Annotated in this window: 16 protein-coding genes, 2 tRNA genes and 1 pseudogene; 8 read left to right on the top strand and 11 right to left on the bottom strand. The window is 55.9% G+C overall.

Annotation, left to right across the window (positions count from 1 at the left end):
* Positions 1 to 82: 82 nt before the first annotated feature.
* Positions 83 to 550: a hypothetical protein gene (locus ACOYW2_RS19550; protein ID WP_482767653.1), complete on the bottom strand. Its 468-nt coding sequence runs from the start codon at positions 548 to 550 to the stop codon at positions 83 to 85.
* Between the two features lie 243 nt (positions 551 to 793).
* Positions 794 to 1,048: a hypothetical protein gene (locus ACOYW2_RS19555; RefSeq protein ID WP_482767654.1), complete on the bottom strand. Its 255-nt coding sequence runs from the start codon at positions 1,046 to 1,048 to the stop codon at positions 794 to 796.
* A 27-nt stretch (positions 1,049 to 1,075) separates the two neighbouring features.
* Between ACOYW2_RS19555 and ACOYW2_RS19560 the strand changes: the two genes are divergently transcribed.
* Both ACOYW2_RS19560 and ACOYW2_RS19565 read left to right on the top strand, forming a co-directional pair.
* Positions 1,076 to 2,116 (top strand): hypothetical protein, encoded by a 1,041-nt coding sequence (locus tag ACOYW2_RS19560; protein WP_482767655.1) that lies wholly within the window; start codon positions 1,076 to 1,078, stop codon positions 2,114 to 2,116.
* 38 nt (positions 2,117 to 2,154) lie between these two features.
* The gene (locus ACOYW2_RS19565; protein ID WP_482767656.1) at positions 2,155 to 4,308 is read left to right on the top strand and encodes a hypothetical protein; all 2,154 of its coding nucleotides are present in this window, start codon (positions 2,155 to 2,157) and stop codon (positions 4,306 to 4,308) included.
* Positions 4,309 to 4,591: 283 nt separating this feature from the next.
* Here ACOYW2_RS19565 and ACOYW2_RS19570 read toward each other — a convergent pair whose 3' ends face one another.
* The 7 genes from ACOYW2_RS19570 to ACOYW2_RS19600 all read right to left on the bottom strand — a co-directional run bounded on the left by ACOYW2_RS19570 (position 4,592) and on the right by ACOYW2_RS19600 (position 11,131).
* The gene (locus tag ACOYW2_RS19570; RefSeq protein WP_482767657.1) at positions 4,592 to 5,524 is read right to left on the bottom strand and encodes an FMN-binding protein; all 933 of its coding nucleotides are present in this window, start codon (positions 5,522 to 5,524) and stop codon (positions 4,592 to 4,594) included.
* A 403-nt stretch (positions 5,525 to 5,927) separates the two neighbouring features.
* Positions 5,928 to 6,224, bottom strand: a complete 297-nt coding sequence (locus ACOYW2_RS19575) for a hypothetical protein (protein WP_482767658.1) — start codon at positions 6,222 to 6,224, stop codon at positions 5,928 to 5,930.
* A 15-nt stretch (positions 6,225 to 6,239) separates the two neighbouring features.
* Positions 6,240 to 7,682 carry a reductive dehalogenase gene (locus tag ACOYW2_RS19580; RefSeq protein ID WP_482767659.1) on the bottom strand — a complete coding sequence of 481 codons (1,443 nt, stop codon included), beginning with the start codon at positions 7,680 to 7,682 and terminating at the stop codon, positions 6,240 to 6,242.
* A 206-nt stretch (positions 7,683 to 7,888) separates the two neighbouring features.
* On the bottom strand, positions 7,889 to 9,298 hold the full coding sequence (locus ACOYW2_RS19585; protein ID WP_482767660.1) for a LuxR C-terminal-related transcriptional regulator: 1,410 nt from the start codon (positions 9,296 to 9,298) through the stop codon (positions 7,889 to 7,891).
* Positions 9,292 to 10,647, bottom strand: coding sequence for a winged helix-turn-helix domain-containing protein (locus tag ACOYW2_RS19590; RefSeq protein WP_482767661.1), 1,356 nt, complete (start codon positions 10,645 to 10,647; stop codon positions 9,292 to 9,294). The genes ACOYW2_RS19585 and ACOYW2_RS19590 overlap by 7 nt, the downstream gene beginning before the upstream one ends.
* Before the next feature lie 323 nt (positions 10,648 to 10,970).
* Positions 10,971 to 11,047: transfer RNA gene (locus ACOYW2_RS19595), tRNA-Arg, on the bottom strand.
* Positions 11,048 to 11,055: 8 nt separating this feature from the next.
* Positions 11,056 to 11,131: transfer RNA gene (locus ACOYW2_RS19600), tRNA-His, on the bottom strand.
* A gap of 400 nt (positions 11,132 to 11,531) precedes the next feature.
* On the opposite strand from ACOYW2_RS19600, the gene ACOYW2_RS19605 reads away from it, so the two are divergent.
* The 3 genes from ACOYW2_RS19605 (at position 11,532) to ACOYW2_RS19615 (ending at position 15,103) form a co-directional block, all read left to right on the top strand.
* Positions 11,532 to 11,705, top strand: a complete 174-nt coding sequence (locus ACOYW2_RS19605) for a hypothetical protein (RefSeq protein WP_180139707.1) — start codon at positions 11,532 to 11,534, stop codon at positions 11,703 to 11,705.
* 29 nt (positions 11,706 to 11,734) lie between these two features.
* Positions 11,735 to 13,651: a selenocysteine-specific translation elongation factor gene (selB, locus tag ACOYW2_RS19610; RefSeq protein WP_482767662.1), complete on the top strand. Its 1,917-nt coding sequence runs from the start codon at positions 11,735 to 11,737 to the stop codon at positions 13,649 to 13,651.
* A 246-nt stretch (positions 13,652 to 13,897) separates the two neighbouring features.
* Complete coding sequence (locus ACOYW2_RS19615; RefSeq protein WP_482767663.1) at positions 13,898 to 15,103, top strand: DUF2333 family protein; 1,206 nt, start codon at positions 13,898 to 13,900, stop codon at positions 15,101 to 15,103.
* Positions 15,104 to 15,253: 150 nt separating this feature from the next.
* Here the strand turns inward: ACOYW2_RS19615 and hemW are convergent, their stop codons facing one another.
* Entirely contained in the window at positions 15,254 to 16,417 is a 1,164-nt protein-coding gene (gene hemW, locus ACOYW2_RS19620) for a radical SAM family heme chaperone HemW (RefSeq protein WP_482767664.1), read from the bottom strand.
* Positions 16,418 to 17,359: 942 nt separating this feature from the next.
* Here hemW and ACOYW2_RS19625 point away from each other — a divergent pair.
* The 3 genes and pseudogenes from ACOYW2_RS19625 to ACOYW2_RS19635 all read left to right on the top strand — a co-directional run bounded on the left by ACOYW2_RS19625 (position 17,360) and on the right by ACOYW2_RS19635 (position 20,679).
* A complete protein-coding gene (locus ACOYW2_RS19625) occupies positions 17,360 to 18,133 on the top strand; it encodes a hypothetical protein (protein WP_482767665.1) in 774 nt (257 codons plus the stop codon).
* Between the two features lie 154 nt (positions 18,134 to 18,287).
* Positions 18,288 to 19,178, top strand: a pseudogene (locus ACOYW2_RS19630) (PKD domain-containing protein); the annotation flags it as partial.
* Between the two features lie 25 nt (positions 19,179 to 19,203).
* Positions 19,204 to 20,679 (top strand): FG-GAP repeat domain-containing protein, encoded by a 1,476-nt coding sequence (locus ACOYW2_RS19635; RefSeq protein ID WP_482767666.1) that lies wholly within the window; start codon positions 19,204 to 19,206, stop codon positions 20,677 to 20,679.
* 324 nt (positions 20,680 to 21,003) lie between these two features.
* Here ACOYW2_RS19635 and ACOYW2_RS19640 read toward each other — a convergent pair whose 3' ends face one another.
* Positions 21,004 to 22,044, bottom strand: coding sequence for a hypothetical protein (locus ACOYW2_RS19640; protein ID WP_482417707.1), 1,041 nt, complete (start codon positions 22,042 to 22,044; stop codon positions 21,004 to 21,006).
* Positions 22,045 to 22,183 lie beyond the last annotated feature (139 nt).

Here is a 22,183-nt window from a genome sequence, read left to right on the forward strand (position 1 = left end):
GTTTCCCGGGCCTTTTCCTGTTATGCGTTACCGAAAGACGGCATGCAACCACACCCATCGGCCGTGGTCACGAGAGCCTCCTTTAGGCAATGGCTACCCAGCCGGAATCGGGATCGTTACCGAAGCAGTCCAGCCCTGCATAAGCGCTATAGGTATGCTCGCAGAAACGGCCCCGATAAATAAGCGGCGCATCGGCAGGGAGCTCCACCTCAACATCCCAGCGATAGGTCTTATTTGCTTCAAGCTCCTGGCCATCAACCACGGTGTATTCCATATCTACGGTCACATGGGAGGCCCGCACCGTCTCCGTACGCCGCTCTACGTCGCCATCGGAATCAAAGGCCACGTCCACGTCGGGCACCTGAACCTCTTCTTCGCCCTGAATCTTCAAATAAGCACGGCTCATTTTCACCGGAGCATCCTTGGTTTGCGCAACAACCGTCACCGTAAAAGGCTCGGTAAAGGAAAATCCGTCACATTCTACATAAACCTTTGCCGCACCGCCGGTTACGGCGTTTTTCACGGCCTTCAACTTATCAAGTAATCCCATTGCAACACCTTCATCCTTACTCATACATTCAATAACAAAACCAACTCAGCACACACTGTCTTTTTAGATCCAAAAGCAGCAAAAAGAGAGAAAAACGATCCATACCTGATCATGCTATTTTCCCACCCATACAGCCTTCTCCGCCCTTGACCACCCCGTAATACAAAAAATGCTTATCTTACACAAGGAAGAAATCGAACCTGAATGCAGACTTGTGCTGCATTTGGGTTACAGTGTTGCAAATCACGAGGCGGTCAGATTCATGTGTGATGTTTCGTTACGAAGGTCGTTTTCAGTTACATGGGACGACATATACAGCAGGACGGTCAAAGAACATCCGCTTATTGCAAATGTCCTCTTTTGCTTCTCCTGACGTTGTTTATATCGAACAAACACCTTGCTAAAACATCCCCAAATAGAAAACGGCTTTTTAACCATAAAACTCCTTGATAAGTCTGGCTTGGTTTGCAATGAAGCACCATCCTTGGTGATGTTCATGAATAACATTCAACGAAAAAGGTTCACATGAGATTAGAAGAAAACGCCCCGGAATATGCCATAAATTATCACCCGGCAGATATTGCCAGCATGCGCCGTGCGTTAAAACGATATACAGAGTTAATCCAAACAGGTGACGCATTTACCGCCTCCTATTGTGTTGCCCATTTTTACCATACCGGTGACAATATTCCGTTTTCCGCCTTTGACGATCATCCGGACCTTCAAAAATACCTCATGGAAGACGCCTACTACTTCCATAAGGATTCCGACATGGATAACCTCCAGGCATCCATGACCGGAGAAGACCTGTTGTTCCTGTGCGCCGTGATCCATCCCGAGCTGGAAGAGGATATCAAGGCAACCTGTGAAGCCATGGTTCAGTATGCCCGCGGGTTAAACGATTCGTCCGAGATGTGGATCACCGTGGAGACCCCCTTTGGGGTCGAGCCCCTGCACATCGTCGCCACCCGCTACCCAAAATACGGGTACCTGCTGGCCAGCTTTCTGGTGCCGTACTGGGATGACGAGCACATGCACGAACCCCTCTATCGCCTGGCCGCCTGGAAAAACAATCTGGGCATCACCGAAGATACCTTGAAGGCGTTTTGCTATGCCGACAACGCCACGGTTCGGGAAAACATGCTGGGGTATGACTCCTATGACGGGTACGACGACAGCGGGGACCCCATCGAAAGCAATTTCGACCTGATCACCCACTTCCGGGAACACCCGGACGCCTACGACACATTCAAGCAGATGCTGGCGGATCGTTACCGAGAGATGCCGTTTCTCCAGTATTCTAAGGACCTCGACGAGTACAACGAGACCCCACTTCGCACCCTGGTCATGGAGATGCTGTACGTCCAGGGAACCGTGGACTTCTGGGACGATGATTTCGACGCCGATGCCTACCTCTCGCAGCCCTTTGTGACCTCCGACGCCAAAGAGGAAGCCGAGGAGCTCAAGGCTGATGTGGAACAGCGCCTGGAAGCCCCATTGTCTTATCCCTTGCCGAAAAAGAACAAGAAAAAAACCGGGAAGGCCGGGCAAAGGAGCAGCAGGTAACCCCGGAGGCCGATGCCTGGCAGGAGGTGATCACAAAGGTGCTGCCGGACGGAGAGGCCCTCTGGCACTACATTGCCACGGGGGAAGGGCCGGAGGTGCTGGACGCCGTCAAAAAAACCGACCTGGCAAAAGGGGCCAAAAAAGCCAAGTGCGCCATGGCTTCCGACCTGGCCTTGCAGGCAAAATATGCTCCCATGGAAAAGTGGATTTTCAGGGAGATGGGCGCCTATGCAAAAGAGTGCCTCACGCAGGATCCCATCCTGGGAAAAGAGCAAATTTTCCGGTTCTACGACGTGATGCACCGATGCATGGCCTCTCCCCCCATCTATTGCGAGACCCGTCGCGGGCTTGTGGACGAGCTGAACATTGCCACAGACGAGGAGTTGGAAGAGCGTTTCCCCACCACCTTTAAAAAACAATTCGAGGTCCTGCCAACCAACATCAGGGACTGGTACCAGTTCAGCGACCTCCACCGAACACTGCCGAAATTCTTCAGGCTCCTGCAGGAAAACGAAAAACAGGCGGCCCCCTACCTGAGGCAATGGTTTTCCCTGGAAAAGTCAAAAGCAGAGGAAAAAGGGAAAAAAACCTGCCCGGCCTCCCCGCCAGCTGCCGCCGTCATGGCCAGCTATCTCGCCGTTCGGGATAACCGGGACAAAGCGTTTGGTGACCTTACCACGGCAGCCATAGCGTATCTTGAAGATTACGGCCCCCGGTTCATCCTCTCCTGCCTGGGGAGCCAGGGCCAATGGACCCTTTTTGATGAGTACGAAAGCGAAAAAGATGCGGTATACGATACCGAATACCGGCAGAATCACCAAAAAGAGATCCTTAAAAACTACCACCACTGGAAACCGGTGGAACACTATGTCCGCACAGGGGAATTTGAAAAGAAATCGGGCCAGAAGGCCCTGGATGCGTTTGTGAAGTACTTCAACCGGTACGCAGACATCGACGACGATGAGATTGCAAAACACCAGCCCCGGTATGGATGGATTGATGGGTCACAGGACGAGACAACCCTTGCCATGGTCATGGCCTACTGGGCTGTGCAGATCCCCTCGCTCAAAGGGGTGGAGATCTTCCGAAGGTTTTTAAAAATCGCCTTTCAGATGGCTCCGATGAAGGTGATTTCCCAGCTCAGCGGCATGCTGCCGGCACTGGAAAACATAGACGATATGGAGCTTTTTATGGACACTCTCTCGTCTTTAAAGCCCCTGGGCCTGGAAGAGGATGCCTATTGGAGTTATCAGCTCTACAGGATATACGACGATGGGGATGTGTATGACATCGACCCGGAACGACCGGGTGACCTCTCCGCTGCGCAACTGCATTACCTCCAATTGTTGACCCTTTACCTCCAAGGGATCGCACCCGCACAGGCGATGAAAAAGAGCTCGCCTTACCTGGATGCCCCCTTTGATGGGATCCGTTCGGAGCTCCAGATAGGTGTGCACCGCTTGCCGCGGCGACGCCTGATGAAAATCTATCGCCATGCCACCCGCGTCCTGGGCAGCCAGGAGGGACTCACGGCAGAACTCGATAAAATGGCCTTAGACAAAGTGCGTCGTTCCTTGGAAAAAAACATCGCCCGCCTGCCCCAATATTTCGAAGCACGGTTAAAGCAACATCAGATCCCCTACGACGAAGAATCGGTTTCCGGCGACGAGTTGACGGATTATCTCGTGCCCGAATACCCTCCCTCAGACGACGCCATCACCGAAGATCGCTACGAGGAGATAAAAGCCGAGATTTTAGAGGACCACCAACACACCCACTACCAATGGTGCGTGATTCAAAAAACCGCCCGGGGCGTAAGGTTTCTCTGCAATGCAAAGATGCTGCGATTCGGCCTGTGGTGCAACGAGCACAAAAAAGACGACCGCATCACCGCCTATCATCTGTTCATCACGGATGATAGTTGCCCGCAGGCACTTATCGAGGACCTGGAAGCGCTCCAGCAGATAGATTACAAGGCGGCCTGGATGGAGCGGTTCGACACCTACTTAAGAGGTGACACGGCTTTTGAATCCATCCAAACCCTCATCGAATGCGGTATCTCTGACGACGAATTCCTCGAAGCCCATGGCTTTGATGATATCGACCTCGAAGACATCATCGACAACCTCAGCCCCAATCTGCAAGAGCGCCTGGTAAAAATCGCCGAAGCAAAGGATGTGGACTTGATGTAACACGCCTGCCCTGAATTGCCTCCGGCTGACCCGCCGGAGGCAATGAAAAAAGATGTATTCCCCCCGAAGCAGAACACCCGGGTCTTGGGCGACAACACCGTGAAGATGACCGATTATCGGTACCTGGCTTGTGCTGGTTTTTGCTTACTGCGCTGCAGGCCACGAGGATGGTGGCTCCATGTGCGATGTTTCCCGCAGTTCATCTGTCAGATTTTTTCCAACATGGAGCATGATCAGAAGGGACCCAAGAAGGACAAAATACGGACTCAGTCTCTCTTTTGCGTTACGGAACGTGTGTTTTGGCTGAGCCATAGCTTTTCACCCACTTTCTGAGGAGCCTGATCAACGATTCAATCGGCTTGATCGGACAAAGATAGCGACACCATGGGCGACGGACAAACAGAGACGCCAGCACCACCAGCCCCAAGAGGAAAAACTGCAGAATGCTTCCCTTCAGGTCAAACAGGGTGCCGAATATTTCATAACTGGATATCCCCGGATTGCGATACACCATGGCAATGAGAATGGCCGCCAGTGCCAGGCCTCGCTGAAGCCACGTAAGCAGACGCTTATACCGTGGAACGGCATGGGATTTGGCCCCGCCGATTGTGCCGAGGCACTCCTGGGCAGCGCCGAAGGGGCAAAACCACTCACAGTAGGGATTTTTACCGGACGATATCAGGCAAAACAGGATTCCGCCGAGCAGCACATACCAATACAGATGGGTATGCCAATCGGGCCAGAACCCTAACAGCATTTTGCTGACAAGGGACAGGGTCAACGGGTTGGTATACATAAATCCCAGGACGATCATGCCGGTGAGCATACTGAGCCAGCGCACCTTTTTTTGGTGACGAAACGATTTGCGACGGCCAAGGAAGCCAAGGGCAAACAGCACAAGCAGCACCGCCTCCGGCGGGCCAAAGACAACATTTACGGGTCTTTTGGCTGAAACCGGAAAACCCAGGTTTTTCTCAGCCACAAACCGGCTGCCCTCAAGGACCGCCTGCGCCGCTGCCCGGGACGTGTACGTCGCTCCACTGACGCCGTCGATATCGTCGCCAAGCCCAAAGGGATCGCTGAATTTTTTCCCGATAAAGCAGGAAAAATAGTCGCTTTCTTCAACGCGTTTAAACCACTCGGGCGTCTCCCTGTGACGAATCACAGCAAGCCCCGTGATCTTGCCGTCAAGATCCGTTGCCACCGCCACGCTCATGGCCCCCCGTAACCGGTTCCTTCCCCGACGCCTATGTAGCCGATCAGCTGGCCAGCCCCATAAGCTGCATAGCTTCCCTGGGATGTTTGTTCGAGGCGGTCCGCCCCGGGCATGGCCTGATACAGATAAGACTCTGTATCTGCATGTTCCAACGTAAACCCCACAGCCCAGGCCGCAATGATGAGAAGCATGGCCACAACGGCAAATACACGCTCCCTTTTTCGGGAGCGGTGATGGCTGCAGGTCGACTTTTTCTTTTCTATCGTGGATTCAGATGACATCTTTTTTTACCCTGGGGCCCTTTCTGCCCTCGGCCTGTTGGTCCCGGTGCGCAGACCATCCGTGTTCCATGGGCTCGCCCATCGGAACAGAAGCTTGCGATCAGAAGGGCCCGATCTCTTGCCTATACATCCAGCCTGGCACGAACCGACCGCAACGTCACGACAGCCATGATGACGATGGGCAGCCCCATAAAAACAACGCTTAACCAGGCAGCCCGGGGTTCGCCTTCGTTGAAGGAGCCAATGAAGGTCTGCCCCAGAAGCATAAAGGTGATAAACGCCAAAAGGGTCAGGACCCATTCATACCAGACCAGCCTCACGCATTTCTCTTTGAGCAGCGTGAAGAGGTAAGCAGCCCCCCCTCCCATGATAAACCCGAGCAACACATACCAGAACCAGTTCCAGCTAACGATACGCATGACATTCTCCTTTTCCTAAGAGCGTGATTTGTCGAGACCGTACAGGGGAATATCCATGGGATCGACATCCCAGGGAGACTTCTCCAACGGCGGTTCCTGACCATAGCCAAAGACGTCGTCCATCTTCCGGATGGCCGCGTTGAGGGCCGGGGCTTTGGCAATGGACATGCGAACCAGGTCATGCATGACGGCTTCATCGAACTTGGTAAAGGGACAGACCGCCTGGCAGCGGCTGCAGTCCGGATCGCCGCCGAGCATGTAGGCAAAACACTTCTTGGCGTCCTGATACCACCCCTTGATGCCTCTGGCCTGCCAGGACTTGTCTCCCCCCCAGAACGGTTCATCGGTTTTCGGAATGGCGCCGGACGGGCACATTTCTGCGCACTTCTTGCAGACCCTGCAGAAGTTCATGATCCCGGCGTCGATGGGCTTGGTTTCTGCCAGGGGAAGGTCTGTTACGGTGAGCATGACCGTACGGAAGTTGGTGCCCCACTGGGGGCTGACAAGGATACCGGCACGACCGTACTCCCCCATGCCGGACATGATGCCGAAGCCCACGCTACGGCCAATGGCGCTTGTATCTCCGCCGTAGTGCTGGTACCCGAGGCCGCGCAGGAACACATTGATGCGGTTGGAGTAGATATTTGCCCTGGAGTAAGCGGCGGTGTTGGCCGAAGCCCAGCTCATGCGGTCTGTGTACTGAGCCATCCACAGCGACTGAGGGATGACCGCACAGATAACCCACAAGTCCTTATCGGGCAGGACGACCGTACCGTTTCCGGCATCGTAGCCCCTGTCAACCTTCTCAAAGCGGATATTCCCATAAAGGAGTTTTTTGGTCTTTTTCGTGAGTTTGACAAAGCCCATGTCGGCAGCACCGAAAATGCGCCCGGCAACGCGCACCATGCGCGAGTTTTCCTCCGGCGTGCCTTCATACCGGAATCCCCACGATTGGCGCAGCATGGTCGGATGTTCCCAGCCGTTGAAGGACTCCACCTCAGGACCGGTCCACGACGGAGCGATGGAGCTCAGTGCTCCCCACCCCCAGCAGTTGGCGTCTCCCAGAGCACGGTCGCGAATGGAATAGCCCGTTACGTTTTTTTTCACCTTCTCGGTTGTGGAGGCGATGTTGCGCGCGTGAATCGCCATGTACTCTTTCTTGTTATCCCACCCATCGGGATTGAACAGGGTTTTATGGACCCCGGGGAAAACCTCCATATGCTCCCAGTCAATCTCCACGGTGGGCTCATCCACCTCCTTGACCCACCAGGGCAAGTTGCGCTCCGCATAAGGCGATGCCATCATCTCATCCAGATCGGCAAAGGCCGGTGCGGCCGTTGAGCCGAGGCCGACAGCCCCGGCGCCCACAGCTCCGGCACCAATCCCGAGCATCTTCATGAAATCGCGACGCCCCACTGTCGAGTGATAGGTTGATTTTCGAGAACCCGACCCACTCATATTTCCACCTCCCAGTCATGAACAAAAATCTGCAGGGGGTGCCCCTGCGTGTGTATGTTGTCTCTGTTCATAGTAAAGGGAGACGGGAGAAAAAAAATCACCCCAGAGGGTGATTTTGCAGATAGCCGGACGTCACACAAAAGGGTGAGGGCATCATGATGTATTGAGGCGGTGGTGGGAGAAGAGCGCCGCTTTATCCACGGCCATTACGAAGGCGGGAGAAGCCTGAAATCCTTGGCTTTGTTGATGGCCTGGGTGCGATTGCCCACAGCCAGTTTGCTGTAGATCCCTTTGATGTGTGTTTTCAAGGTATTCACAGAGACAAAGAGCTGCGCAGCTGTTTTTGCGTAATTCGCGCCTTTGGCCAGACAGGCCAGCACCTCCAGCTCACGCGGTGTCAGGTCAAAGGGAGCATGCCGTGATTTGACGGGCCGGGAGAGCTCGGCTGTTTTTTCCATCATGAGCTCGATAAACCCCATTACATCCTGGTTATCGGGGCCCAGCTGCCTGCCGACCTGCTTCAGAAGCTCGTATATCGGCAGGCCTTCCCGAATGAATATCTGACAATAGTGTTCAGGCGCAACCAGGAGCACGGCGCGTTCCAGGCTCTCCACCGCCAGGACCTCATTGCCAAGCCGGCGATGGGCCAGGGCCATCTGGATCAATACGTCCGCCCTGAAAAGCAGACTGGTTTTGTCATCGAATGTTGATGCAAGCTCATTGAGTATGGTAAGCGACTCATCGGCTCTATGGGTTTCCACAGCTATTTTGGCAGCAAAAAGCTGGATGACATTTGAATAACATGTCAACGGTTGTTGACCGGTTCGGTAGATGCCCTGAAAGTTCAAGGGGGACAAGTCGGGATATTCCTTACCGGCAAGATCGCGACCCCCTTGGGGCAAAAATCCGTTATCCGTCGATACTGGCTCGCCGCTCAGTGTGTGGATAAGGGTTTTGCACGATGCAGCCATGAGGGTGACGGAATCCGGTGGTGCCAAGTTGCCAATGGAAGCTCTCATCTCATCCATGGCCTCGATGCCTTGATCCGGCTTGCCCTGGTCCAGAAGGCACAGAGCAAGCACACAACTGTTCACGGAAAAGACGTCACCGTCTTTTATGATCTTTTTCAGCCCGCGCTTGAGGTATTTTTCGGATTGGAGAAGTTCGCCTGAGTGGTAGTACACCTGTCCCATGACAACATGGGCAAGTCCTGAAAAAGGAACATCTCCATGGTCGGCCCCCTGATAGACCACCAGTGTTCGGCAGGTTTCCAGCGCCTGTTGGAGTTGGCCATATTCCATATAGAGCTTTGCCAACGCTATGGAATACATAAAAAAGCAAAAAGAGAGATTCTCATTAAAAGCCATGGAGACAGCTTTTCTGAAAATCTGTATTGCCGTGTCAGGGTCACCGCTGACCCGCTGGCAGAATCCGTAGCCACCAAGTGCCAGGGTTCGCCAGAAGCATTTCTCTTCAGGAAGCAGACTCAGGGCGTCATGAAAATGGCCCCTTGCTTCATCCACGGCAAACAAAGAGGCGCTGCGAATACCTTTGATGGCTAAAAAAATACCTCGCTGCTCGGATGTTACTCCCCGCCGTCGGCCTGCTGTTACCAAAGGGGGCCAAGCTGCGTCCCGATACGCTGGAGGCATTGATCAAAGGCTTCAAACTCCCCCATCTCATAGAAAAAGAACAACTGGTGCAAAGTCAGGGTCAACGGCATGTAGTCTGCAGGCACCTTTTTAAACCACTGAAGGTAGATATTGAAATGCCCACGGGCCAGTATCCGGTCGATGTGCGTTTCCAGATGCGTGATCACCCGGTCGTAGTCCTTTGCCTCCAGCGCATGATCAATGGCCTCCTCCCACATGCTGTGGGCCATGAACCAGCTTGCTGCCTGCCGGTGAAGGCCAGTGACCGCTTCCCTGCCGCACGTGCGAAGGCGATTGCTGAGCATCTGGGCAAACCAGTGATGATACCGGTACCAGCACCGGTTGCTGTCCAGGGGGACAATGAAGAGGTTTCCCCTCTCCAGTGTTTCCAGGATCTGCTGGCTGTTGGTAATGCCAAGCAAATCGTCGCAGATATCTGCGTTAAACCGTTTAAGAATGGATGTCTGCATCAGGAACTCTTGTATCTCCCGATCCTGATGAGCAAGAACTTCACTGACGAGGTAGTCCGCAATATGCCGGTCTTTTCCCGACATGCTGTCGATGAATCCATTTGCGTCCAGGCGTTCCCTCAAAGACAGGGCCGCGAGCTGCAATCCCGTAATCCACCCTTCGGACTGCTTCTCCAGTTTGGTAATCTGATCCTCTGTCAAACCAAGGGACATGGAGTGATTAAAAAAACAGCGGGCCTCTTCCGTGTTGAAGCGCAGCTCCTCGGTTCCGATCTCATTCAGTTGGTTTTTCGAGCGGAGCCTGGCAATGGGCAACGGGGGCTCTGTGCGACTGATGAGAATAAGGTGCAGGTGCTGCGGCTGGTGATTGATCAAAAAACCGACCGCAGCATGAATCTCCTGATTTTCAATCAGGTGGTAGTCGTCCAGGGCCAGGACAACATGACGGCCTGCCCGCTCCAGGTCATTGATCAATTGCGTCATGGCAGCCATGACGTCAGGCGAAGCAGGGGAGGACAAACGCTCAAGGGATTTATTGGCAACCCCGGGCACACAACGGTTCAGGGCAGTGAGCAGATAGCTGAAGAAACGATGCGCCTCATTATCGTTTTCATCCAGTGAAAGCCAGGCCACCGGCCATGCCTGCCGGCTGAGCCAGGCAATGGCCAGACTCGTTTTTCCAAATCCCGCAGAGGCACAGATAAGGGATACCCTGGCCGTGGATGACAGCTTGTTGCTCAGGCGTGGCCTTGGGACAGCCTCATCCGGAAGAAGAGGCATATGGAATTTGGTTATCAGCAGTGCATCCATCGTAATATCCTGAACCTTTCCTTTGATCTGCAAAACGGCCAAATATATACCATACCCACAGAGTTTTCTCCTATCTCTTTCCCCGGGGCATCACGGCGTGATTTACGGGCCATCCAATGTGGCCCCAGTTTTTTTTGGGAATCGAGACTATTTGCCCCACCCCTGCCCCACTTTTTTGGCTGGAGTGTATTACACAAAGGGTTTCAAACGGGGGATGGGGTGACCACAGAGAGGTAAAACGAAAGGCGATCCCAAGACAATCCTTGGCATGCAATACCACAGAGATCCCGTGGAATGTGAAGGGCTTGACCAAAACAAAAAAGCCCCTTCCGCAGAAGGGGCTTTGGTCTTCCAAATGGCGCGCCTGGCAGGATTCGAACCTGCGACCTACGGATTCGAAGTCCGGCGCTCTATCCAGCTGAGCTACAGGCGCAAAGTGTATGGGGTGAACGACGGGATTTGAACCCGCGACAACCGGAACCACAATCCGGGGCTCTACCAACTGAGCTACGCTCACCAAAAACAAGAGACTTATACCCGATGAATCTGGGCATGACAAGGGTTTTTCAAGCATGGATGCAAAAAAATTCCCCGCCTTTTCCCGCTCCGTCAACAAGCCCCTGAATTTGTGCGCCGATACGCCTGAGCTCACATTTCAAGCACTGGAAAGAAAATCCGGAGCAGGCCCGAAGAAGGGCGTTTCAGGGCCGCGGGGCACCCCAAAGAGACCGGTGGTTCATCGGCCCGCAGCTTTGGGCCTGCCCTGTTCCGGACATTGCCTATTGACCCCCACCAGCCAACTATAATAGGTATGAAACCGTGCCAAGGGGCAGAGATTTCATGCATGCCCGGCATGCGTTTATCCACCCCGACACATGAAACCCGGACGGCGAATCATCGCCTTGAGGTGCACTTATATGGAACGAGTGACCATTTTTATTATACGTGCGGTTCTCTCCTTTGTTTTCGGGACGCTGCTGATGCGTCTGTTTTACCCGGGCAAGGGGATCGTCTATTCCGCAGCTCTGGGCCTGCTTCTGCTGGGCCTGAGCTATTTGTCCGCATACTGGCGTCACCGAAAAACCAAATAGATGTGCATATAAAGAGGAGCAAAGGGTCGTTGAAACAGATTATACTCGGCACGGCCGGACACATAGACCACGGAAAGACCAGCCTCATCCGCAGCCTCACCGGCATTGAAACGGACCGGCTTAAAGAAGAGAAGACCCGGGGCATCACCATTGAACTGGGGTTTGCCGCCATGGACCTGCCCAACGGCCAACATGTGGGCATCGTGGACGTCCCCGGCCATGAAAAGTTTGTGAAAAACATGGTGGCAGGCGCCACGGGCATCGACATCGTGGCCATGGTCATCGCCGCAGACGAAGGGGTCATGCCCCAGACCCGCGAGCACATGGAAATCTGCTCACTCCTGGGAATTTCCCACGGCGTGGTGGTCCTCACCAAGACCGACCTCGTGGACGAAGAGTGGCTGGAGCTTGTACAGGAGGACATCGCCGGGTTCCTCGAAGGCACCTTTTTAGAAGGGGCCCCCATGATCCCCGTCTCCTCCGTCACCGGCGAGGGCATGGATGACCTGAAAAAGAGCCTTACCGAGCTGTCCACCGTGGTGCCCCAGCGCCGCACCAGTTCCGTGTTCCGTCTTCCCGTGGACCGCGTCTTCACCATGAAGGGCTTCGGCACCGTCATCACCGGCACGGTGATTTCAGGAAAGATCTCCGTGGGGGATGCCGTGACCATCTACCCCTCCGGCACCGAGTCCAAAGTCCGCGGCATCCAGGTCCACAGCGACAGCGTGGAGTCCGCCTCCTCAGGCATGCGCACTGCCATCAACTTCCAGGGCCTGGAAAAAAGCGCCATCCAACGCGGCGAGGTGGTCTCCACCCCCGGGGACATCAAGCCCAGCTACCTCATGGACGTGGAGTTCCTCTACCTGCCCAGCTCCAAAAAGCCCCTGAAGAACCGCACCCGCATCCGCCTGCACACCGGCACCAGCGAGGTCCTGGGCTACCTGATCCTCCTTGACCGGGAGACCCTGGACCCCGGAGACACCGCAGCGGTCCAGCTGCGCCTGGAAGAGCCCGTGGCCTGCATCAAGGACGACCGCTACGTCATCCGAAGCTACTCTCCGGTGCGCACCATCGGCGGCGGGCGCATCCTGAACCCCATCCCCCCGAAGCACAAACGCCTCCGAGAGGATGTCATCACGGGCCTTTCCGGCCTCATGGAAAACGAACTCCCGGAGATCATCTCCTTCCATGTGGTCCAGGCGGGTTACGCGGGTCTGCCCTTTTCCGACCTGAAGCTCATGACCAACTGCAGTGAGAAGCAGCTCACCGGGGCCCTGTCCGGGCTCCTCTCCAAGCGCGTGGTCATCCAGACGGACAAAGAGACCCGGACGCTGATCCACGGCGAGACCTTCACCCGCCTCACCGACATCGCCCAGGAGTACCTGGCCGAGTACCACAAGGCCAACCCCCTGAAGGAGGGGATGCCCAAAGAGGAGCTCAAGTCCAAGTTCCCCGATGTGCTGGGAAGCCGGGTCTTCACCCTCACCCTCAACCACCTGGTGGGTGAAAACGCCGTGGTCCTCACCGCCGACACCGTCAAGCTCGCCTCCCACACCGTGGAACTTCAGGTGGACCAGGAGCAGTTGAAAAAAGACATTGTGAGCGCCTACACCGAGACCGCCCTGACGCCCCCTTACTTCAAGGCCCTGTGCGAGTCGCTGGGGGTTCCCGTGAACAAGGCCAAGGACGTCCTCCTCCTCCTTATTAAAGAGGGGGTCCTGATGAAGGTCAAAGAGGACCTCTACTTTCACCAGCCGGCCCTTGAAGGACTCAAGTCCCGGGTCATGGCCTTTTTTGAGTCCAACACCGAAATGTCCACAGCGGACTTCAAGGAGATGACCGGCGGGGTCTCCCGCAAGTACCTCATTCCCCTTCTGGAGCACTACGACGGCATGAACCTCACCATCCGGGTGGGAGATGCCAGGCAGCTCAGGGGTCGCAGTTAAAAGCCCCACTAACCTTTGCGCCCCGGCCCGGAAGAAACCGGGGCGACGCCTTTTTTTGCCGCGGCAGCCCGTAAATCCCGTCCCGACAAAACCCCGGTGATCACCGGGGTTTTACTTACTCCGCAGCTCACTTTCACCACACCTTAGATTTTTGACTTCTACCCCAAAAATGTGCATACTGTTGCCTGTCGCTAACCGAGTCATCAACAAGCAGTCATCGAATGTCCCCGCAGAGAAGGAGAAACCATGAGTGATCCCGGAAAAAACAAGCTAAGCAAAGAGTTCAAGATATACATCCTTTCACGGGTCGGCCTTGCCGTCATAGCAACCCTCGTGGTGCTTTGGGGCGGCGCCAAACTGTTTTACTTCTTCACCGGCAGCGACGAGCACCCGTCCCCCTACCACCAGGTGGTGGACAACAACCCAACCCTGAAATCCGCCGACCACGCCCTTAAAAAAATGCTGGACACGAGCCATCCGGAAGAGGACGCTGCTGACGAGCAATCCCATGACACGGCGGCGGAACCTGGGGCACACGCCGTCGCCGACACCCACGGCACCCCGGCAGCCGTCCACGGCGGCGCTGCGACCCAGGACCACGAAGCCACCCTTCATGTGGACACCCAGGCCCACGGATCAGCCTCCGAAGACGGCCACAGCTCCCTGGAACAGGATGTGGCTGACCTCTTCCCCAACGCCGTGCGGGGCACCGCCTTTGTCACAGCCCTCATCGAACCCCTGGACTACGAGCTCACCCAGCGTTCTTTGGGCTGGCGACCCAACGATTTCCTCACCCTCTTCACCGACAACGTGGAAAACTACCAGCTCGGCGTTCTGGAGGTCACCCGGCGCACCACGGAAAAACTCGTGGAACGCATCGCCCGAACCGGCAGCACCATCAAGTTCGATAAAAACCTCAACCTGGCCCGAGCCAAGTTCAACAACGACCCGAAAAAATACTGGCTCCCCGCACCTGAAAAGTCTTACGCCCAGGCCATCGACGAACTGAAAACTTACAGGGAGCGCCTGAACAGGAACAAGGCCACCTTCCACTCCCGGGCCGACAACCTCATCCCCCTGCTCAGCAGCTACGAAAACCTTCTGGGGGACTGTGACGACGACCTGGTCAAGACCCATGAAGAGAGCGGCGCCCCGGTGAGCACCTTTAAGGCCGACGACTACTTCTACTATGCCCAGGGCGTCTCCAGGGCCATGGCCACCATCCTGGAAGCCGTCATGGTGGACTTCGCACCGGTCCTGGACTCCCGCGGTGCAGCCAATGACCTGCACCACGCCGTGCTGATGCTCCAGCACGCCACCGAGCTTGACCCCCTTGTGGTTCAGGAGAGCGACTACAGCGGCTTCTTTGCCAACCACAGAGCCAACATGGCCGCCTTCATCAGCCACGCCCGGGCCTACATCCAGTTTGTCATCAAGACCATGAGCACCTAATACAGGTGATAGGTGATAGGTGATAGGTGATAGGTGATAGGTGATAGGTAGCCTGCGCTGACTCGATACTGCTGTCAAACAAAAAGCCCGCTGTCTCATTATTGAGGCAACGGGCTTTTTTGATTCCGGAAAACAGTATAGAGCTTCTCCTTACAGGGCCTGCAGGAGACGCAGCACAATGCCGTCGGCCACGGCAAAACCTCTTCGTGTCAGGCGGACCGCCCCTTCGTTGGACACCATGAGCCCCTCGTCCACAAACCCCTTCACCACCGGCGCAAGCACCTGGACCAGATCCTGTGAAAAACGCCGGGAAAGCGCCCCCAAGTCCACCCCTTCCATGCGCCGCAGCCCCAGATAAAGCGCCTCGGTCATCATGGCCTCCCGATCCAGGGCCTCCTCCCCTTCCACGGGCCGCTCTCCCCTGGCCAGATGTTCCAGCCAGGTACCGATATGGGCCACGTTCCACCGCCGCACGGGGTTCACACGGGCATCCCCTCCGGTATAAAATCCGTGGGCTGACGGGCCGAGCCCCACCGTGGTGGCCATCTCCCAGTACTTGGTGTTGTGACGGGAGACAAAACCGGCCCCCCTGGCAAAATTGGAGACCTCGTAGTGGAGGTACCCGTGTTCCGTCAGGGCATCCGAAACCGCACCAAAAAAAGCCCCCTGCTCGGTGTCCCCAGGCATTGAAAAATCACGATTGCCGTGGCGCACATAAAGGGGGGTTCCGGATTCCAGGGTCAGCATGTAGCAAGAGAGGTGCTCCGGGGCGTGGGAGAGAAGGGCCGCCACATCCGCACGCACCGCAGCCAGTTCCTGACCCGGTACCCCGTAAATGAGATCAGCCCCGATATTGGAAAACCCGCATTCACGCGCCGCTTCCAGAGCAGCCATTGCGTCCCCGGCGCTGTGGAGACGCCCCAAAAACGAGAGCGTGCCGTCATCAAGGGACTGCACCCCGATGTTAAGCCTGTTCACCCCGGCCTCCTTGAAACCGGCCAGTGTTGTCGGGGTCACTGTCCCGGGGTTTACCTCCAGGGTCATCTCCACGTCCTCCCCAAAAGAGAACCGGCTGCGGGCCGCCTCAAGGAGCCGGGCCACCTCAGACGGTTTGAGAAGGGATGGGGTCCCCCCGCCGAAGTAGACCGTATCGAAGGGAGCCTCCTCGCAAAGGTCTTTGGCCACAAGGTCCATCTCAAGGACAACCCCTTCAAGGTACGCCTTCTTTTGTGACAGGGAGGACTCGGAATAAAAATCACAATACGGGCATTTGCGAAGGCAAAACGGAACATGGATATAGAGACCGGGGTTCATGGGGCAAACGTCTCCCTTTGGGGTGATGGGTTCATACGCTTCCTATATCAGCCCATGATTGGGGACCGCCACAGAAAAGTGCCGCAAGGGACCACATAAAACCGTTCAGGAAACCGCCACACACCACCTAAAAAGCAAAACCCCGTTCGAGAATGCCGAAAAAGAAAAACGATTTCCGACTCCTTTCCTCAACGGCGACTTGTTATGGATCACCACCCGATTCGCCGCATCGCAAGGAATATCACGCGTCGCCGCCTCCGCTCTTTATTTCTTTCCCAGCCACGGCCACGAGAACCGCTGATTTTTCACGCCACCCGCAAGAGACACCAAAGTAAAAAAAATACTCACCCGCCACAAAAAAGCATTGAAAATGTATGGACATTCCCATATCCTTCCGCTAGTATATCCAGACAGCACAACACGCGCGCCATCCCGTGTATTTATCATGCACGTGAACGCGTTTCCCCTTGCCGTTTCAGCGATATAGACACGCGACATGCGTCGTCTGAACGCACCATAGGAAAAGAGCCCGAACAAAAATAAAAAAAGTATATCAAACTAGCATATCCCCCCGGACCCCTTGAGCCGATTTTGCAGGCTTCACCTGCATACGCAATCCATGCATTTTTACTATCAGGCAACGTTAACCCGGGTATTTCATGAGCAAACGACCATATCAAAAATAATAAGCCAGCCATGATGGTTAACAACGCAACTACATTCAGTAATGTTACAAAGACAAAATACACCACACGGTTCACTGATCGATTTTCTCATCTTTAGGAAGAGTGTAGTGCATCCATATTCTGCGTTAGCCGAGTTTTAAAACAAGCAAAAGCATCAGCAAATGAGTGCACTCGACCTGTAAAACATCCGGGCTAAAGCCACACCATGTATCATCACCCGTAGCCCAGACCGCGATACACAACAGAAAGGAACACCATGCTGTTTTACATCAAACGGATGTTGTATCGAATCAATAGAAACCGCAGGTACCTGAGCCTGGCCATTGCCCTACCCCTCCTCTACCTTGTGGCCATGGCATACAAGCCCCATACCTTTGCCGTCTCCCTTTCGTTTCCATCTCCGGCCGATGCACCGGTCACAGCCCCCGAATCCCCCACGGAGGCCATGACCCTTTCCGAAATCACCGCCTCCCCCGAACAGGCTGCCCGGTTCATCAAGGGAAACTTCTTCCCCCACCTGATCCTCGACTACCCCCTGGGATACAAGGCCATCGTGACCCAGGCCCAACGGACTGCACTCTACACAGAAGCCAGGCATAACCTGACCATAGACCTCAGTAAAGAAGGCCAGGCCATCGTCACCTACATCGGAAAAAACCGTGAAACCGGGGAACGCCTGGTGACCTACTACGGAAACACCCTGTTCCGGCGTATCCAGGAAGGATATAAACGCCTGGGCATTCCCGCGCCTCCCCCCATGGAAAGCGCCCCGGAGATAACCTACACATCTCGAACCATCCGACGTATCTGGGAGCCCTCACGGCTCATTCCGGCCCTCATCTGCTTTGCCGGGGGCCTCCTTGTTTTTGTCCTGATCCAGGTAACCATCGAAGCACTGGACCCCTCATACAAATCAGATAAACAGATCATCGAGCACTTGGGCGTCCCTGTCCTGGGATCCATGCCCGATGAACTCACCCCAACCAAAACACTCCGACCCGACATGCGAGACCATGATGAACAGACTTGATAGCCCCCAACGCCCCCCCCGCATCCACCTCCCCCTGTTTTTAACCAAAAATCCCCGGGGCCATGCTTCGGCATGGCTGAACCATTGTACATCCCGTCCGCTCCAGGCTCACTCCGGGCTATGGGGTGCTTTCGGCGCCCTTTTGCTGTGGTGCATGTTCACTTTCTGCGCCCCAAGGGCAGCCCTTGCAGGGGAAGTTACCGTCCACTGGACCCCATGCGACTCTGCCGGGCACTATCGCCTCTCATGGCGCACGAGCACCGAAGAAGAATATTCCGGCCATGCCATCATTACCCAGCCAGCCGGTTCCCCGCCTGTCATGAGCCATACGGTGGAAGGCCTTGAAGAGGAAACCACCTATTATTTTGCCGTAAGGGCCTACAACGAAGCAAACGTAGCGGCCGCCTACTCCCAGGAGATCTCCGCCACCTTCGGCTCGCTAAACACTGCCCCGGATGTCATCACAAGTCCGCCCCAAATTGCCGTAGAGGGACAAACCATCACCCTGTCCGGAGAAGGTTCCAGCGATCCGGACGGCAGCATCGTCGCCTGGCACTGGCGCCAGGTATTCGGCTATGAAGACCCGGGGGTCACCCTCCAAGGGGAAGATACAAAGACAGCAACCTTTATCATGCCGGAAAAACCGGTAGAGCCGGAAGACCCTGAAAACCCGGACAAACCGGAAACGCCCGTCATCCTCACATTCCAGCTGACGGTCACGGACGATGACGGGGCCACGGATTCAGCCATCGCCGAGGTGCAGTTTGCCCTGGACAACCGCCCCCCCAACGCCCATGCAGGGCCCGACCAGTTTGTCCTGGAAGAGCAAGCGGTCACCCTCACGGCCCAGGCCTCCAGCGACCCGGATGACGGTATTGCCTCTTACCAGTGGACCCAGATCCAGGGGCCACCGGTGACCTTGTCAGATACGTCAATCATCAAGCCTACCTTTACGGCCCCTGCCCTTGGTGAAAACGACAGCGTCCAGCTGGTCTTCCAGGTTCTGGTCACCGATACGGAAGGCCTCGCAGACAGCGATACCGTTGTAATCACCATCACCAAACCCCTGCATGCCGACGCAGGGGGCGATCAGGTTGTCCGTGAGGAAAAGGTGGCTTCTGGACGGAAGTGCCTCCCGGTTTCCCGAGGGCTGCCCCCCGAGCTGGCACTGGAGCCAGACCGGAGGCCCCGATGTCACCCTCGACACCCCGGATCAGGCCATGGCCCATTTTATCGCCCCCCGATCCCTGCCACAGGATATCGAGCTGACCTTTACCCTGACCGTTTCGGACACAGACGGAAACACCAGCGTAGCTACTTGCACTGTCCGGGACACCCTCACCCCCATCGAGCCCCAGACCACACCGGCACATGCGTCCGTCGAGATCATTGATTGCGATATGGAGCACCGGATGTGGCTCACCGTGGGTTGGGAGAATTATCGCAAGGCGACCAAAGAAGCCCGCGTGGCGTCAGGAGACCTGGACGGAGACGGCAACACCGAGCTCATCATCGGCCTGGGCCCTGTGGAAGACGACGCAGCCATTCCCGGGGGCTTCTTTCAGGTTGTCTCCCCCACGTACCAGCACCTGGCCTGGGGACGCCTCCCCGAAGGGGAATACACCCTGTACAACGATTTCAACGGGGAGACCTGGCCCGCCTGTGGCGACCTCAACAACGACGGCAGAGATGAGATCGTGGTGGGCCTTGGCAAAGGAGGAGGGGGGCGTATCGCCATCTTCTCCTTTGACGGGGAGCATGTCACTTTTGAAACCACAACGACACTCCCCTGGGAGGAGTACAACCTGGCCGTGGGAGAAACCCGCCCTGCCTGCGGTGACATGGACGGCGACAACTGCATGGAGATCATCGTGGGCCTGGGAAGCAGCGACCAGAGCCCTGTCTCCCCTGACGGCCGCTATGTCGTCCTGTCAAGGACCTCCTGCGCCGACCTGGCAGCCCCCTTTGACACCATCACCTGGGGCCAAATCGACTGGAAGGAGTACAATGCGCAAAACGGCGAGACGTGGCCCACGTGCGGTAAAATAGAGGAAGAAGAGGTAGGTGAGCCCGAAAAAGACGAAATCATTATCGGACTCGGAAAAGGGGGCGATGGGAACATGGCGGTTGTCCAATGGGAAGACGACACCCTCACCCACCTCAAATGGCTGAAGGTTGACTGGGAAGGGTACAACACCATAACGGGTGAAACCCGCCCCACATGCCTGGACATGAACAATGACGGCACCCATGAACTGATTGTCGGCCTGGGGCCCGTGGAAGGTGACGCCACCCTTCCGGCGGGACGGCTCCCGGCGCTAAGGGCAGACGGTAAGCTTCTTCAATGGGGAAAGATGGGTTCCGAGCCCTACAACAAGGCCAACGGCGAAAGCCGACCTGCTGCCTTTGCCTCCGAAGGAGAACCCCTCATCGCCGTGGGCATGGGCAACTACACCGCCGATTTCGAGGAGCCCGGAGAAGACGATGATGACCCTGCAGCAGCCGGGTCATCCGGAGGGGGATGCTTTGTGAAAAGCTGCAAGTAAAGGCGCCCCCATAAACAGCTGTTCCGTTTATGCCTCCGGCATCCCTGCCGGAGGCAGACCTTTTTCCTGGGTTTGTGCGCTGGATCTGACAAACAGGTCCTAAGTGAGTCTTTCCAGGGGCCGCCGAAATCATTTCGACATGCTCTGCATTGTTTTTTTTGAGGCTTGTCGCGTCGTAGCCCCTGGCGAAGGCGGTAGCTTTTTCCAAAAAACGATCCGCCGGAGGCACTCTTTTGCCGGTCACTTTATAACCATGGAAGGCAAGCCGGATAATGACGGCTATTTTGTTTTTTGGGTAACCTGATGCCCTTGGTGCGGGTCACCTCACGCCGATTTCATCCCGGAACTGATGCGGTGCAGGTAGCCTAGCTCCGTTGCCTGGGTGTTCTTGGTCCCGATGGCCACCACCTCCGCCTTTCCCCCGGGAAGACGCATGAAGTAGAGCCTGCCTTTGTACGCAAACTCCGCCTCCAGAAAGGTGTCCAGCCCTTTGCCTCCGAAGACTTTGCGCTTCACCGGCACCCCGGCGGGGTCTTCGTTGAGCTGATGAATCAACTCTTCACACTTCAGGCGCATGGACTCATCCAGGGCCAGAAACCCCTGGATCGCCCGATCATGAACACTAAGGTGCTTATATAGCGTTGAAAGGCGCCTTGCGATGCGCTCCTTCTCCCGGTGGGCCCGTTTTCCGTTTTTTTTCTCTTTTACGGGCTGTTTTTGCTCGGCCATGTGTCTTGTCAACCGATCGATTTCACCCTTTTGTGCAATGAGTTGTGCCTCATTCTCCTCAATGAGGGATTCCAGAACCTCGATCTCTTCCTCCATGCCCGTCTGGCTCTCGGCAGACTCCACCAGGGCCGTCCGCGCCTGCTCCAGGGCTCCCTGAAGAGACTCCTGGCGAGCACTCAACGTGTCGAGTTCCTCCTGGGCCGCCCTCTGCCCATCCTCCAAAGAGGCTATGGCCTGCTCCCGATCAATCCGCTCCAGGAAGCTGTAACGAACCTGCTTGCGATACACCCGATACAATGCCAAAAGTGCCAGGATGCTGAACAGCGCAAGGGCCATGACAGACAGCGGGGCATCCGGCCCTGTAAACAGGGTTATCTCCAGTTTCAATCCCCGTTCAAGAAGGCGGTAGTTCTCAGCGGCAACAACCTGCCGATCATCCAGGGGTGAGGATTGAATCTCAGACACGGGAAAAACCAGCTCACCACCGCCGGTCCTCACCGTAATGGTGCGGCTTGAAAAAAGCGCCAGGGACAGATGCGTCTCCACATACCGCCCGAGGTTGTCCCGAACCACCTCCTTGACCCCAACCTCCCCTTCCAGAAGCGACCGGTCGCTGTGAAGGAGCACCTCCGTCATGCGTGGCCGATGATACGCTGTAACGCCTTTCTCACACAGGGGAACAAACCACACATACATCAGGGCGGGCAACATCAGTGAAAACACAATTTGCTTAAACGGAAGGTATTTCATGGGTTCACTCAGCTCAAGGCCACGT

This window comes from Desulfoluna sp. CLI2B (genome assembly GCF_056847375.1).

Bases quoted from the DNA above. Each gene is read 5' to 3' on its own strand.
- ACOYW2_RS19550 (WP_482767653.1), bottom strand. From the start codon at position 550: ATGGGATTACTTGATAAGTTGAAGGCCGTGAAAAACGCCGTAACCGGC.
- ACOYW2_RS19640 (WP_482417707.1), bottom strand. From the start codon at position 22,044: ATGACGGAGGTGCTCCTTCACAGCGACCGGTCGCTTCTGGAAGGGGAG.
- ACOYW2_RS19580 (WP_482767659.1), bottom strand. From the start codon at position 7,682: ATGAGTGGGTCGGGTTCTCGAAAATCAACCTATCACTCGACAGTGGGG.
- ACOYW2_RS19605 (WP_180139707.1), top strand. From the start codon at position 11,532: ATGGAACGAGTGACCATTTTTATTATACGTGCGGTTCTCTCCTTTGTT.
- ACOYW2_RS19570 (WP_482767657.1), bottom strand. From the start codon at position 5,524: ATGAGCGTGGCGGTGGCAACGGATCTTGACGGCAAGATCACGGGGCTT.
- ACOYW2_RS19615 (WP_482767663.1), top strand. From the start codon at position 13,898: ATGAGTGATCCCGGAAAAAACAAGCTAAGCAAAGAGTTCAAGATATAC.
- ACOYW2_RS19575 (WP_482767658.1), bottom strand. From the start codon at position 6,224: ATGCGTATCGTTAGCTGGAACTGGTTCTGGTATGTGTTGCTCGGGTTT.
- ACOYW2_RS19555 (WP_482767654.1), bottom strand. From the start codon at position 1,048: ATGAACATCACCAAGGATGGTGCTTCATTGCAAACCAAGCCAGACTTA.
- ACOYW2_RS19635 (WP_482767666.1), top strand. From the start codon at position 19,204: ATGCCGACGCAGGGGGCGATCAGGTTGTCCGTGAGGAAAAGGTGGCTT.
- ACOYW2_RS19625 (WP_482767665.1), top strand. From the start codon at position 17,360: ATGCTGTTTTACATCAAACGGATGTTGTATCGAATCAATAGAAACCGC.
- hemW (WP_482767664.1), bottom strand. From the start codon at position 16,417: ATGAACCCCGGTCTCTATATCCATGTTCCGTTTTGCCTTCGCAAATGC.
- ACOYW2_RS19560 (WP_482767655.1), top strand. From the start codon at position 1,076: ATGAGATTAGAAGAAAACGCCCCGGAATATGCCATAAATTATCACCCG.